This window comes from Streptomyces sp. NPDC093089 (genome assembly GCF_044754405.1).
GTDB lineage: Bacteria > Actinomycetota > Actinomycetes > Streptomycetales > Streptomycetaceae > Streptomyces.
On record NZ_JBIVPA010000013.1, the window covers coordinates 217608 to 230904 of the forward strand.

9 protein-coding genes are annotated in these 13297 nt (G+C 73.6%); 3 read left to right on the forward strand and 6 right to left on the reverse strand.

What is annotated here, in order from left to right:
* Positions 1-27 precede the first annotated feature (27 nt).
* The 3 genes from ACIQFX_RS28960 to ACIQFX_RS28970 all read right to left on the reverse strand — a co-directional run bounded on the left by ACIQFX_RS28960 (position 28) and on the right by ACIQFX_RS28970 (position 6671).
* Positions 28-1878, reverse strand: a complete 1851-nt coding sequence (locus tag ACIQFX_RS28960; protein ID WP_402469195.1) for an acetolactate synthase large subunit — start codon at positions 1876-1878, stop codon at positions 28-30.
* Between the two features lie 228 nt (positions 1879-2106).
* The gene (locus ACIQFX_RS28965; RefSeq protein WP_402469198.1) at positions 2107-4947 is read right to left on the reverse strand and encodes a putative bifunctional diguanylate cyclase/phosphodiesterase; all 2841 of its coding nucleotides are present in this window, start codon (positions 4945-4947) and stop codon (positions 2107-2109) included.
* A 758-nt stretch (positions 4948-5705) separates the two neighbouring features.
* Positions 5706-6671 (reverse strand): 2-hydroxyacid dehydrogenase, encoded by a 966-nt coding sequence (locus ACIQFX_RS28970; protein ID WP_402469201.1) that lies wholly within the window; start codon positions 6669-6671, stop codon positions 5706-5708.
* A gap of 75 nt (positions 6672-6746) precedes the next feature.
* On the opposite strand from ACIQFX_RS28970, the gene ACIQFX_RS28975 reads away from it, so the two are divergent.
* The 3 genes from ACIQFX_RS28975 (at position 6747) to ACIQFX_RS28985 (ending at position 9306) form a co-directional block, all read left to right on the forward strand.
* On the forward strand, positions 6747-7748 hold the full coding sequence (locus tag ACIQFX_RS28975; RefSeq protein WP_402469203.1) for an aldo/keto reductase: 1002 nt from the start codon (positions 6747-6749) through the stop codon (positions 7746-7748).
* Positions 7749-7844: 96 nt separating this feature from the next.
* Positions 7845-8987, forward strand: a complete 1143-nt coding sequence (locus ACIQFX_RS28980) for a PQQ-dependent sugar dehydrogenase (protein ID WP_402469205.1) — start codon at positions 7845-7847, stop codon at positions 8985-8987.
* A gap of 13 nt (positions 8988-9000) precedes the next feature.
* Positions 9001-9306 carry a DUF6191 domain-containing protein gene (locus ACIQFX_RS28985; protein WP_402469354.1) on the forward strand — a complete coding sequence of 102 codons (306 nt, stop codon included), beginning with the start codon at positions 9001-9003 and terminating at the stop codon, positions 9304-9306.
* On the opposite strand, the gene ACIQFX_RS28990 is transcribed toward ACIQFX_RS28985, so the two are convergent.
* The 3 genes from ACIQFX_RS28990 to ACIQFX_RS29000 form a co-directional block, all read right to left on the reverse strand.
* The gene (locus ACIQFX_RS28990) at positions 9190-12246 is read right to left on the reverse strand and encodes an AAA family ATPase (RefSeq protein WP_402469207.1); all 3057 of its coding nucleotides are present in this window, start codon (positions 12244-12246) and stop codon (positions 9190-9192) included. The two genes, ACIQFX_RS28985 and ACIQFX_RS28990, sit on opposite strands and share 117 nt — an antisense overlap.
* Positions 12247-12253: 7 nt before the next feature.
* A complete protein-coding gene (locus ACIQFX_RS28995; protein WP_402469209.1) occupies positions 12254-12451 on the reverse strand; it encodes a hypothetical protein in 198 nt (65 codons plus the stop codon).
* Positions 12452-12632: 181 nt separating this feature from the next.
* Positions 12633-13277 (reverse strand): hypothetical protein, encoded by a 645-nt coding sequence (locus tag ACIQFX_RS29000; RefSeq protein ID WP_402469211.1) that lies wholly within the window; start codon positions 13275-13277, stop codon positions 12633-12635.
* Between the last annotated feature and the right edge of the window lie 20 nt (positions 13278-13297).

Genomic DNA, 13297 nt, shown 5'->3' on the forward strand with positions numbered 1-13297 from the left:
GGGTCTCTTCCTTTTCGCTCTGCTCGCTCAGTCGTCTTCGCCGTCGCCGAAGTCGGGGCGGACGCCCCGCGCGGCCATGACCTCGTCGTTCGAGGTTCCGGCGGCGACCATCGGCCAGACCTGGGCGTCCTCGTGGACGATGAAGTCGATCACGACGGGGCGGTCGTTGATGGCGTTGGCCTCGGCGATGACCTTGTCCAGGTCGGCCGGGTCCTCGCAGCGCAGGGCGACGCAGCCCATGGCCTCGGAGAGCTTGACGAAGTCGGGGACGCGGGTGCCCTTGTTCGCCTGGACGTCGTCCGGGCCGGAGTGCAGGACCGTGTTGGAGTAGCGCTGGTTGTAGAACAGGGTCTGCCACTGGCGGACCATCCCGAGCGCGCCGTTGTTGATGATGGCGACCTTGATCGGGATGTTGTTCAGGGCGCAGGTGGTGAGCTCCTGATTGGTCATCTGGAAGCAGCCGTCGCCGTCGACCGCCCAGACCGTGCGGTCCGGCATGCCGGCCTTGGCGCCCATCGCGGCGGGGACCGCGTACCCCATCGTCCCGGCACCGCCGGAGTTCAGCCAGGTGGCCGGCTTCTCGTAGTCGATGAAGTGGGCGGCCCACATCTGGTGCTGGCCGACGCCCGCCGCGAAGATCGTGCCCTCGGGGGCGAGCTGGCCGATGCGCTGGATGACCTGCTGCGGCGAGAGGCTGCCGTCCTCCGGCAGGTCGTAGCCGAGCGGGTAGGTCTCGCGCCAGCGGCTCAGGTCGCTCCACCAGGCGGTGTAGTCGCCCTTGTTGCCCTCGCTGTGCTCGGCCTGGACGGCCTGGACCAGGTCGGCGATGACCTCGCGGGCGTCACCGACGATCGGGACGTCGGCGGCGCGGTTCTTGCCGATCTCGGCCGGGTCGATGTCCGCGTGGACGATCTTGGCGTACGGGGCGAAGCTGTCGAGCTTGCCGGTGACGCGGTCGTCGAAGCGGGCGCCGAGGGCGACGATCAGGTCGGCCTTCTGCAGCGCGGTGACGGCGGTGACCGCGCCGTGCATGCCCGGCATGCCCACGTGCAGCGGGTGGCTGTCGGGGAAGGCGCCGAGGGCCATCAGGGTGGTGGTGACCGGGGCGCCGGTGAGCTCGGCGAGGATCTTCAGCTCGGCGGTGGCGCCGGCCTTGATGACGCCGCCGCCGACGTACAGGACGGGCCGCTTGGCGGCGGAGATCAGCTTGGCGGCCTCGCGGATCTGCTTGGCGTGCGGCTTGGTCACCGGGCGGTAGCCGGGCAGGTCGGTCTGCGGCGGCCAGCTGAACGTGGTCTTCGCCTGGAGCGCGTCCTTGGCGATGTCGACCAGGACCGGGCCCGGGCGGCCGGTGGAGGCGATGTGGAAGGCCTCGGCGATCGTCCGCGGGATGTCCTCGGCCTTGGTGACCAGGAAGTTGTGCTTGGTGATCGGCATCGTGATGCCGCAGATGTCCGCCTCCTGGAAGGCGTCCGTGCCGATCGCCTTCGAGGCGACCTGGCCGGTGATCGCGACCAGCGGGACCGAGTCCATGTGCGCGTCGGCGATCGGGGTGACCAGGTTGGTCGCGCCGGGACCCGAGGTCGCCATGCAGACGCCGACCTTGCCGGTCGCCTGGGCGTAGCCGGTGGCCGCGTGGCCCGCGCCCTGCTCGTGCCGGACCAGGATGTGGCGCACTCGCTGCGAGTCCATCATCGGGTCGTAGGCCGGGAGGATCGCGCCGCCCGGAATGCCGAAGACGGTGTCGGCGCCCACTTCCTCGAGAGAACGGATGAGGGACTGCGCACCCGTGACGTGCTCGACGGCGGTGGCGGACTGCGCGCCGCCACGCGGCCGCGGCTGCGGATGGTGCCCGGTGGCCTGGTCGGTCATCAGCATCTCTTCTCGAAGCAGAGGGTTTTTGCGAGGTGTTTTGCGGGGGTTCGCAACGACTTGGCAATGGGTCGGTGCAACAAAAAACCCCTCGTGCCGGGAGGCAAGCGAGGGGAGCGCGTCGGGTGCGTTCTAAGCCGGGCCTGTCATGGCCCTGCTTCAGCCGACGCGCTTTCCAAGTACGAGAATTCGGGTGCGCATGGCACTGACCCTCCCTCTCGGCCCTCACCACTGTCAAGTGGGTGGGACGGGCGTCTCATTATTTGAGCGGATCGGGGGACGGTTTCCGGCCGGAACGGGGACCCCGCCGGGCAGCGGGTACTCGTCCCGGACCAGCGCCCTGCGCAGCCGGTACTCGTCGAGCGGGCCCGAGAAGGCCATGCCCTGGGCGTGGCCGCACCCCATCGCCCGCAGGGCGACGACCTGCTCCGGCACGTCGACCCCGTCGGCGACGGTCTGGATGCCGAGCTCGCCGGCGATCCGCAGCACACCACGCGTGATCTTGCGGAGCCGGGCCGACTCGACCACACCCTCGACGAGGCCCCGGTCCAGCTTCAGTATGTCGACCGGAAGCCTCCGCAGGGCGTTGAACGCCACATGTCCGCCGCCGAATCCGTCGAGCGCGATCCGCACCCCGAGGCGGCGCAGGGTGACGAGGCGCTGTTCGAGTTCGTCGAGCGGGGTCCTGGCGTCGCTGTCGGCCAGTTCGATGATCAGCGAGCCGGACGGCAGCCCGTGCCGGGTGAGCAGGGACTCGACCGAGCCCATCGGCAGCGAGCGGTCGAGGAGGCGGCGGGCGGAGAGGCGGATGGCGACCGGGGTGCGGTGACCGATTCCCGCCCGCTCGGCGGCCTGCTCCACGGCCTCCTCGAGGAGCCAGCGGCCGAGCTCGGCGGTGCGCTCGCCGTCGTCGGTGACCCGGAGGTACTCCGCGGGGGTGAAGAGGATGCCCTGGGTCGACCGCCAGCGCGCCTGGGCGCTCACGGCGGTGATCCGGCCGGTGGAGAGGTCGACGACCGGCTGGTGGAGCAGGGCGAACTCGCCGTCGTGGAGCGCGGTGCGCAGCCGGGCGGCCAGCTCCGTGCGGCGCACCACCTCGGCCTGCATCTGCGGCCTGTAGAGCTCGACGCGGTCCTTGCCTCCGGCCTTGGCGCGGTACATGGCGAGGTCGGCGTTGCGCAGCAGGTCACCGGCCTCGATGCCGGGCTCGGCGAAGGCGACGCCGATGGAGGCGGCGACCCGCACCTCGTTGCCGCCGTCGACGCGGTACGGCTGGGAGAGCGTGAGCCGCAGGCGGTCGGCGATCTCCTGGACCTGGTTCTCGCGGGCCGCCTGCTCGCGTCCGCCGTCGCCGAGGATGAGGGCGGCGAACTCGTCGCCGCCGAGCCGGGCGGCGGTGTCCCCGGCGCGTACGGAGTCGTGGAGGCGGCGGGCGGCCTGGACGAGGAGGTCGTCGCCGGCCTGGTGGCCGAGCCGGTCGTTGACCGCCTTGAAGCCGTCGAGGTCGATGAAGAGCACGGCGGTGCCGTGGTCCGAGGAGCGGCGGCCGCTGAGCGCCTGCCGGACGCGCCGGGTGAAGAGGGCCCGGTTGGGCAGGTCGGTGAGCGGGTCGTGCTCGGCGTTGTGCTGCAGCTGGGCCTGGAGGCGTACGCGCTCGGTCACGTCCCGGCTGTTGAAGATCAGGCCGCCCTGGTGCCGGTTGACCGTCGACTCCACGTTGAGCCAGTCGCCGCGGCCGGAGCGGAAGCGGCACTCGATCCGGGTGGTGGGCTCCTCGGCGGGCGAGACGGCGAGGAAGCGCCGGACCTCGTGGACGACGGCGCCGAGGTCCTCGGGGTGGATGAGGGAGGCCAGCTCGGAGCCGATCAGCTCCTCGGCCTCGCGCCCGTAGACCCCGGTCGCGGCCGGGCTCACGTAGCGCAGCACCCCGGTCGGCGCGGCGATCATGATGACGTCGCTCGACCCCTGCACGAGGGACCTGAAGTGGTTCTCCTTCTGGGCCAGTTCGTGGGTGAGCGCGATGTTGTCGAGGAGCATGATGCCCTGCCGCACGACGAGGGCGAGCACCACCGCGCAGCCGGTGAGGACGACGACCCGGTCGATCCTGCGGCCCTCGACGACGTTGTACAGGATGCCGAGGGTGCAGACAGCGGCGGCGAGGTACGGGGTGAGGGCGGCGAGCGACCCGGCGACCGGGCGGCTGTGGAGCAGCGGGCCGCGGGCGGCGACCGCGGCGTCCGGCAGCCGGCGCACCCCCCAGGGCGCATAGGCGAGGAGCAGGGAGCCGGCGAACCAGCCGGCGTCGAGCAGCTGGCCCGAGGCGTAGCTCTCGCGGAGCAGCGGCGAGGTGAACAGGGCGTCGCACAGCACGGTGAGGGCGAGCGCGGCGATGGCGGTGTTGGTCGCCGACCGGTTCGCCTGCGAGCGCCGGAAGTGCAGGACCAGGACCATGCTGACGAGCACGATGTCGAGCAGCGGGTACGCGAGCGACAGCGCGGCCTGGGCGACGGACTCGCCCTCGAAATGGGCCGTACGGGCGAGGGCCAGGCTCCAGGACAGCGTGAGCAGCGAGCCCCCGATGAGCCAGGCGTCGAGCCCCAGGCAGATCCAGCCGGCCCGGGTGACGGGCTTCTTGGCGAGGACGAGGAGGCCGACGATGGCGGGCGGTGCGAAGAGCAGGAAGAACAGGTCGGCGACGGAGGAGTCCGGCACGTCCGTGCGAAGCACCACCTCGTACCAGCCCCAGACCGCGTTGCCCGAGGCGGCCATGAGCGAGGAGAAGGCGAAGAGCAGCCAGGCGGGGCGGGCGCTGCCGCGGTGGGCGCGGCCGTAGAGGAAGCAGGAGACCGCCGCGGTGAGCGCGGCGGCGCTGAGCCCGAAGTCGCCCATGACGAGCGCGAGCCGCGGGGAGCCCCAGCCGAGCGAGGCTCCGGTCGTGTAGCCCGCGCAGATCAGCCCCAGGGCGATCTGGGCGAGGACCGCGCCGACGCCGGGCCGCCCGGGGTCCGGATGCCCGGGGCCGCCGCCACCACCGCCGACGGGGCGGCGGGTGAGGACCGCCCCGGGCGCGCTCACCGGGCCCTCCGGCGCCGCGCCACCGCACCCGACCGGTTCGTGCGGGCGCGCCGTCGGCTCGTCGGAACCACCGGGCGCGTGCCCGTGGCAGTCGCCGGGGCCCGCGTCCGGGAGCGCGGCGGCGTGGCCCTCGCCGCCGCTCCACCCGGCTCCCGCGCACGGTCCGGGGTCGGACGCGTGCGATCCGAGGTCGGGCGCGCGAGGTTCGAGGTCGGACGCGGGAGGTTCGGTGCGGGGCGCGTGCGGTCCAGTACCGGCTGCGTGAAGTCCGGATTCGGACGCGTGGGATCCGGAGTCGGACGCGCGTGTCCCGGAGGCGGTCCCGTGCGTTCTGCTGTCGGGTGTGTGCGCTCCGGTTTCAGGCGCGCGGGGCCCGGTTTCGGACGCGCGCGGTCCGCTGTCGGACGGCCCGGCGGTGTGGGACGCGCAGTGCTGCGCGGCCTGGTCCGGTACCGATCGTGCGAGGTCTGCGGCGAGGCGAGGAAGGCTTGCCGACGGCGGCGTCGCCGCGTCGGATCGTCGGTCTTTCGGCCGTGCTTCACCCGTCGCCCCCCTCGGAATCTGATGTCCCGTCACTTCGCTCCCCAGCGTCAGCCCGTACTCGACGCAGTCCCCCGCTCCGGGACGATACACCAGGACCGTCACTCAGGGACAGGGTCGCAGTACTCTCAGTGACCATCGGGGGGCTTGCGCGCCGCGCGTGTCGGGGCGCGCTTCACCCGTCCGGCCCCCTCGTCCCGGGGGCGGCCCGCCACCGCTCAGCCGGTGGTGAGCAGCACGTTGACCAGCTCCTCACCCGCCGCGAAGCGCCGCAGCTGTCCGGCGATCAGCCGCTTCGCGCGCGGCATGAAGGCCGAGGTGGAACCTCCCACGTGCGGGCTGATCAGGACACCGGGAGCGTGCCACAACGGGTGCCCGGCCGGCAGCGGTTCCGGGTCGGTGACATCCAGTGCCGCCGTGATCCTGCCGCTCTCGACCTCCTTGAGCAGCGCGGCCGTGTCGACGACCGGCCCGCGGGCGACGTTCACCAGGAGGGCGCCGTCCTTCATCCGCGCCAGGAAGCCGGCGTCGGCGAGGTGCCTGGTGGCGGGGGTGAGCGGCGTGGAGAGGACGACCACGTCCGCCTCCGGAAGAAGCGCGGGGAGCTCGGTGAGCGCCTGGACCGGACCGCGCTCCGTGGCGCGCGCGGAGCGTGCGACGCGCGCCACCCGCGCACATTCGAAGGGCGCGAGCCGGTCCTCGATGGCGGCGCCGATCGACCCGTACCCCACGATCAGGACGGACTTGTCGGCGAGGGCGGGGTAGAAGCCCGCCCGCCACTCCTCGGCGTCCTGGCCGCGCACGAACCCGGGGATGCCGCGCAGCGAGGCCAGGATCAGCGCGAGGGTGAGCTCGGCCGTGCTGGCCTCGTGGACGCCCTTCGCGTTGCACAGGGCGACGCCCGGCGGCAGCAGGCCGATGCCGGGCGTGACGTGGTCGATGCCCGCGGACAGGGTCTGCACGGCCCGGAGCGAGGTCATCGCGGCCAGCGGCCGGACCGCGATCTCCTGCCCCTTCATGTACGGCACCACGTAGAAGGCGCAGCGCGCCGGATCGGCGGGGAAATCGGGCCCGCCGTCCCAGAAACGGTAGTTCAGGCCCGACGCGTCCGGGGCGGGGAGTCCCTCGATCTCTTCCGCGGGAACCGGAAGCCACACGTCGGCGGCCGTGTCTTCGAATCTCATGACCGGGAGGCTATGCGAAGAATCCCGCGCGCCATTGGTTACTTTGGGGGACGGCACAGGGAGGGGTACCGGCAGGTGGAGCGCAGGACTATCGGGGCGACGGCGCTCGACGTGGGTGCGATCGGCCTGGGGTGCATGCCGATGAGCTGGGCCTACAGCCGTTCGCAGCAGCGGGGGGACCTCTCATCACGGGCCGTGCACGCGGCACTTGACGCCGGGGTGACCCTGCTCGACACCGCCGACATGTACGGACCGTTCACCAACGAGCTGATGTTGGGGCGGGTGTTGAAGGAGCGTCGGGCGGAGGCCTTCGTCTCGACGAAGTGCGGACTGCTCGTCGGCGACGGGCACGTCGTCGCCAACGGCAGTCCCGGGTACGTGCGTCGGGCGTGCGACGCCTCGCTGCGGCGGCTCCAGACCGATGTGATCGACCTCTACCAGCTGCACCGGGCCGACCCCGAGGTGCCGGTCGAGGAGACCTGGGGCGCCATGGCCGAGCTGGTGTCGGCGGGCAAGGTACGGGCGCTCGGGCTGTGCGCGGTCGGCGCCCGGTCGGCCCGCCGCGGCGCGGTCCGTGACCGGTTCGAGGGAACGATCCGCCAACTGGAGCGGATCCAGCAGGTCTTCCCGGTGGCGGCGGTGCAGGCCGAGCTGTCCGTGTGGTCGCCGGAGGCGCTGGCGCGCCTGCTGCCGTGGTGCGAGGCGCGGGGCGTCGGCTTCCTCGCGGCGATGCCCCTGGGGAACGGGTTCCTGACCGGGACCCTCACCCCCGGCGGCGGCTTCGAGCCGGACGACCCGCGCGCCCGGCACCCCCGCTTCACGGCGGAGATGATGGCCGCGAACCAGCCGCTGGTGGCGGGGCTGCGGCGGGTGGCCGCGCGGCACGGGGCGGACGTCACCCCCGCGCAGGTGGCGCTGGCGTGGGTGCTCGGCCGCGGCGCGCACGTCGTGCCGGTGCCGGGGGCGAAGCGGGAGCGGTGGGTGGTGGAGAACGCGCGGGCGGCCGGGCTGCGGCTGACGGCGGAGGACCTCGCGGAGATCGCCGCGCTTCCGGCCCCGCGGGGTTCCTGGGACTGAACCGGGTGGAGCTCGGCGGCGACCGGGAACCTGATCGGGTCGAGCGGTGTATCAAGAGTGAAGGGATGCCGCTCGACTCGTCGAAGGGACCGGACCATGAGCCGTCCTGCTGTTGTGAAGGCCCTGTGGGGCGCCGCCGTGCTGGTCCTCGTGGCCGGCTGCTCCTCGGGAGGAACCGAGGAGCAGCCCGGTGCGGCTCCGCCGACGTCGGCCTCGGCGCCGGCGTCCCCGCCCGCCTCGCCCTCGGGATCGGCGACCGCGCCCGCCGGCGGGAGGGTGTCCGTGGCGGGCACCCTCACCGACGGGCTCGAGTCGCCCTGGGGGCTCGCCCAGCTGCCCGACGGGGACCTGCTGGTGTCCTCGCGGGACGAGCGGACGATCACCCGGGTGGACGGGCGGACCGGCGCGAGGACCGTCCTCGGCGAGGTGCCGGGGGTCGTGCCGGGCGGGGAGGGCGGGCTCCTGGGCCTCGCGGTCCGGGACGGCTGGGTGTACGCGTACCTGACGGCCGCCTCCGACAACCGCATCGTGCGCATGCGGTACGGCGGCGGGGCCGGCGACGCGCTCGGGGCGCCGCAGCCGGTGCTGACCGGCATCCCGAAGGGGTTCGTGCACGACGGCGGGCGGATCGCGTTCGGACCGGACGGCATGCTGTACGCGGGGACGGGCGAGACGGGCCGGACGGGGCTCTCCCAGGACCGCTCCTCGCTGGGCGGGAAGATCCTGCGCATGACCCCGGAGGGCAGACCGGCGCCGGGCAATCCCTTCCCCGGGTCGGTGGTCTACTCGTACGGCCACCGCAATGTGCAGGGGATCGCCTGGGACGCGGAGGGGCGGCTCTGGGCGGCCGAGTTCGGGCAGAACACCTGGGACGAGCTGAACCTGATCGAGCCCGGGCGGAACTACGGCTGGCCGGAGGCCGAGGGGCGGGCCGGGCGCGCGGGGTTCGTGGACCCGGTGGCGCAGTGGCCGACCTCGGAGGCCTCCCCCAGCGGGATCGCGTACGCGCGGGGCGCGATCTGGATGGCCGGGCTCAGGGGCGAGCGGCTGTGGCGCGTGCCGCTTTCCGGAGCGGAACGTTCGGGGGACCCGGAGGCGTTCCTGTCGGGTGAGTACGGGCGTCTGCGCACGGTGGTGGCGGCGGGCGGCGACCGGCTCTGGCTGGTGACGAGCGAGACCGACACCCGGGGGACGCCCGAGCCCGGGGACGACAGGATCCTCCGGCTGGAGGTGAGGTGAGGAGGCGGTGACCGTGTTCGGTGGACTGGACGAGTTCTTCGCGCCCGCACGCAGGCACATCGAGGATGAGCGGCGCAGAGAGGCCCTGACCCGGGAGGACCCGGGGGACGCCGATCCGGCGCGCGGCCCGATAGACCTGAGCTCGGGCCGCGTGACGATACGGGTCCCCGGCGCCGGCGCGGTTCCGGCTCCCCGCCCGGGGTCAGAGGGGCGCGTCGAGGAGGTGGAGGCGGTGGGCGAGGGCGGCGGCCTCGCCGCGGCCGGCGACGCCGAGCTTGGCGAGGATGTTGGAGACGTGGACGCTGGCCGTCTTCGGTGAGATGAACAGCTCCTCGGCTATCTGGCGGTTGGTGCGGCCGGCCGCGACCAGCCTCAGGACGTCCTGTTCCCGGGGCGTCAGGCCGAAGCTGTCGTCGCCGGGCTCCGCCGGTGCCGGGGCGGGCTTCTCGGGGGCGAGGGAGAGGCGGGCACGGGCGGCGAGGAGTTCCGTGTCCTCGCGGAGCGGGCGGGCGCCGAGGCGGACGGCGGTGGCGTGGGCCTCGCGGAGCAGGGCCGCGGCCTCCTCGCGGCGGCCGCCCTCGACGAGCAGGGCGTCGGCGAGGCGGTGGCGGGCGCGGGCCAGCTCGTGCGGGCGTTCGAGCGGCTCGTAGGCGGCGACGACCTCGGCCCAGCGGGCGGCGGTCTCGCGGTTCTCGGCGCGGGCGAGCTCCTCGGACACCTGCAGGGAGTAGGCCTGCCAGATCGGGGCGGGGGTGGCGAGGGCGCGGACGCAGCTGCGGACGAGGGCCAGGGCGTCGGCGCGGCCCTCGTCGGCGGCGGGCAGTCCGCGGCTGTCGGCCTCGGCGGTGACGGCGGTGAGGACGAGCGGCCAGCCGTAGCGGTGGGTGCCGGGCGGGAAGCCGGTCGCGGCGGTGGCGGCGAGGTGGTCCCGTACGTCCGCGAGGCGTCCCTCCGCGGCGGCGGCGGCGATCTCGGCCTGTGCCATGGGCAGGGTGTACTGCGGGATGGGGTCGCGGGAGCCGTAGCGCGTGCGGGCCTCGGCGAGGTGCTCGGCGGCCCTGGCCGGCTCGCCGCGGAAGGTGGCGAGGTGGGCGAGCTGGAGCAGGGCCGTGCCGCCCGGCTTGGTGCTGCCGGCCGCGGAGCGGAGCAGCACCTCGGCCTCCTCCTTGCTGCGTTCCCACTCGCCGAGCGAGAGGAGCGACTCGGCGAGGTTGGCGCGGATCCAGCCCGCGCTGTCGACGAGGCCGCGGGAGCGGGCCAGTTCGATGCCGGTGGTGGCCGTCTCCACGGCCTCGCGGGAGCGGCCGAGGGACTCCATGGAGGAGGAGAGGTTCACATGGGCGCGGGCGGCCTCGTGGAACTGGCCGAGGGCGATGGTCCGTTCGAGCGCCTCGCTCATGGCGGCGAGTCCGCCCTCGGTGTCGCCGGCCGACACCATGATGGTGCCGAGGGTGATGCGGGCGTTCAGCTCGATGGCCTCGGCCTTGACGAACCGGGCGTACTCGACGGCGCGTTCGGCGGCGGCGAGGGCGTCGGGGCCGGGGTTGCGGAGCATGCCCCAGCCGGCCGCGCCGACCAGGACGGTGGCGTGGACGGCGGACGGCGGGAGGCCCTTGACGAGTTCCTGGGCGCGGGCGATCTCGGGCCAGCCGTCGCCCCGGCCGAGGTTCGACTGGAGCCGGGCCATCTCCGTCCAGAACCAGGCGGCGCGCAGCGGGTCGCTCTCGTCGCCGTCGAGGATCCGGAGCGCCGTCCGGCAGATCTTCGCGGCCCGCTCCCGCTCTCCGCTGAGCCGGGCGGCGACGGCGGCCTCGGCGAGCAGGTCGAGGTAGCGCAGCGAGGTGGTCTCGGGGTCGCAGCCGCAGGCGGGGTAGGCGTCGGCGTAGTCGATGGGGCGCAGCGAGTCGCGCGTCTCGGTGGGGACCTTGTCCCAGAGCTCCATGGCCCGTTCGAGGAGGCTGAGCTGCTCGGCGTAGGCGTGGCGCTTGCGGGTCTCGACGGAGGCCCGGAGGACGGCGGGGAGGGCCTTCTCCGGGACGTGCGCGTGGTACCAGTACGTGGCGAGCCGGGTGGTGCGCTCGTGGGGGCGGACGAGCCCGGGGCCGGCTTCCAGGACCTCGGCGTAGTGCCGGTTGATGCGGGAGCGTTCGCCGGGGAGCAGGTCGTCGCTGACGGCCTCGCGGACCAGGGAGTGGCGGAAGCGGTAGCCGTCGCCGTCGGGGACGGCGAGCAGGATGTTGGCGCCGACGCAGGCCCGCAGCGCCTCGATGAGTTCGTCCTCGGTGAGCCGGGCGACGGCGGCGAGCAGCCCGTACTCGACGGTGGAGCCGCCTTCGGCGACGATCCTGGTGACCCGCTGGGCGTCTTCGGGGAGCGTCTCGACCCGGACCAGCAGGAGGTCGCGCAGGGAGTCGCTGAGCTGGCCGACGGCGCAGCCGTTCTCGTGGGAGACGACGAGCTCCTCGACGAAGAAGGCGTTGCCGTCGGAGCGTTCGAAGACCTCTTCGACGAGGCCGGGGTCGGGTTCGGCGGCGAGGATGCCGGTGAGCTGGCGGTGCACCTCGGCGCGGGTGAAGCGGGCGAGTTCGATGCGGCGGATGGTGCGGAGCCGGTCGAGTTCGGCGAGGAGGGGGCGCAGCGGGTGGCGGCGGTGGATGTCGTCGGCGCGGTAGCTGGCGACGACCACGATCCGGCCGCGGCGCAGGGTGCGCAGGAGGTACGTGAACAGGTGCCGGGTGGAGGTGTCGGCCCAGTGCAGGTCCTCCAGGACGAGCACGATCGTACGGTCGGCGGCGAGCCGTTCCAGGAGCCGTACGGTGAGTTCGAAGAGGCGGGCGGTGGAGTCCTCGTCGGAGGGCTCGTGGCTGCCGGGGTCGCCCAGTTCGGGCAGCAGGCGGGCGAGTTCGCCCTGGTGGCCGTCGGCGGCGGCGTTCAGTTCGTCGGGGAGCTTGCGGCGGAGCGAGCGCAGGGCGGTGGCGAAGGGCGCGAAGGGCAGTCCGTCGGCGCCGAGTTCGACGCAGCCGCCGACGGCGACGACGGCCCCCCGGTCGCAGGCCGTGTCGAGGAACTCCTCGATGAGCCGGGTCTTGCCGACGCCCGCCTCGCCGCCGATGAGCAGGGCCTGCGGCTCTCCCGCGGTCGCGCGGGAGAGCGCCTCGGTGAGGGCGGTGAGTTCGCCGGCCCGGCCGACGAAGACGGGGCTGACTGACCTGGTCTCCACGGCGCCGAGCATCGCACAACCATCCGCGCTGTCGCTCATAAGGGGGTCACGCGGCCCGGACGAAGCGGCCGTGTTCGCCGCCGTTCACCTGCCCCTCCGTTCCGTGGTCGCCGTGCCGACGGCCGAAGAGGCGCAGGCCCCGGGTGGCGCCGGCGGCCTCGGCGGCCTCGTGCGACAGGCGCTCGGCGGCGGCCCGGCGGATGAGCTCGGCGTGGTTCATGCGCTGGAGTTCGTACTCGAACACGGGGTGCTCCCTGGTCTTCTCGGTTTCGGTATCGCTCCTTGCGATGCCTCCACTCTCGTTTCCCAGGGGGTGCGGCCACATCGGTCGACTGCCGCATGTTCGGCGTACGGGGGTCCTTAGGCGGGGCCCGGGAGGGCCTTAGGCGGACCTGGGACCCCCCTCAGGAGCCACCCGACCCGCCTCAGGAGCCCGCGGTCGGGAGGGTCAGGAACAGGTCGAAGTAGGTGCCGATCGACAGGAGGAGGCCCAGGCCGCCCAGGACGGCGCCGGCGACGGCGACGGCGCGGACCCAGCCGGCGCGCCGGGGAAGGGTGAGCACGACGAGGGCGACGATCAGTGCGAGCAGGGCGAAGACGCCGTTCACCAGTGCGGTGCTGTGCCAGGCGTCGCCGTAGATCTCGGAGATCTGCTGGGCCGGGGAGCCGCTCTGGGAGGTGGTGATCTGCCCGATGAGCGTCTCGCGCTCGGAGACGACCTTGCCGGTCCAGGTGCCGGTGAGCGCGACGGCGCCGAGGGCGGCGGAGACGACCGCGGCGGCGCCGGTACCGGTGCCGCCGGCCGTTTCCGCCCCGACGGTCTCGTCGTCGAGCTCGTCGTCGGCCTCGTCGTCGAGCTCGTCGTCGAGGCCGTCCTCGTCCGCGGCACCGCTCGGGGCGGCCTTCGGGTCGCCGTCCGAGGCGTCGCGCACGCCCTCGGCGGTTTCGGCCGCAGGGGCGTCCACGGCTTCGGCCACGGTCCCGGCGGTTTCGGCGGCGGCCTCCTCGGCCTCCGCCGGCGACGCCTTCTCTGCGGTCTTCTCGGTCTTCTCGGTCGTCTTGATGTCCATGCGGCGCACGCTAGGGGGCC

Bases quoted from the DNA above. Each gene is read 5' to 3' on its own strand.
- ACIQFX_RS28990 (WP_402469207.1), bottom strand. From the start codon at position 12,246: ATGAGCGACAGCGCGGATGGTTGTGCGATGCTCGGCGCCGTGGAGACC.
- ACIQFX_RS28960 (WP_402469195.1), bottom strand. From the start codon at position 1,878: ATGCTGATGACCGACCAGGCCACCGGGCACCATCCGCAGCCGCGGCCG.
- ACIQFX_RS29000 (WP_402469211.1), bottom strand. From the start codon at position 13,277: ATGGACATCAAGACGACCGAGAAGACCGAGAAGACCGCAGAGAAGGCG.
- ACIQFX_RS28980 (WP_402469205.1), top strand. From the start codon at position 7,845: ATGAGCCGTCCTGCTGTTGTGAAGGCCCTGTGGGGCGCCGCCGTGCTG.
- ACIQFX_RS28970 (WP_402469201.1), bottom strand. From the start codon at position 6,671: ATGAGATTCGAAGACACGGCCGCCGACGTGTGGCTTCCGGTTCCCGCG.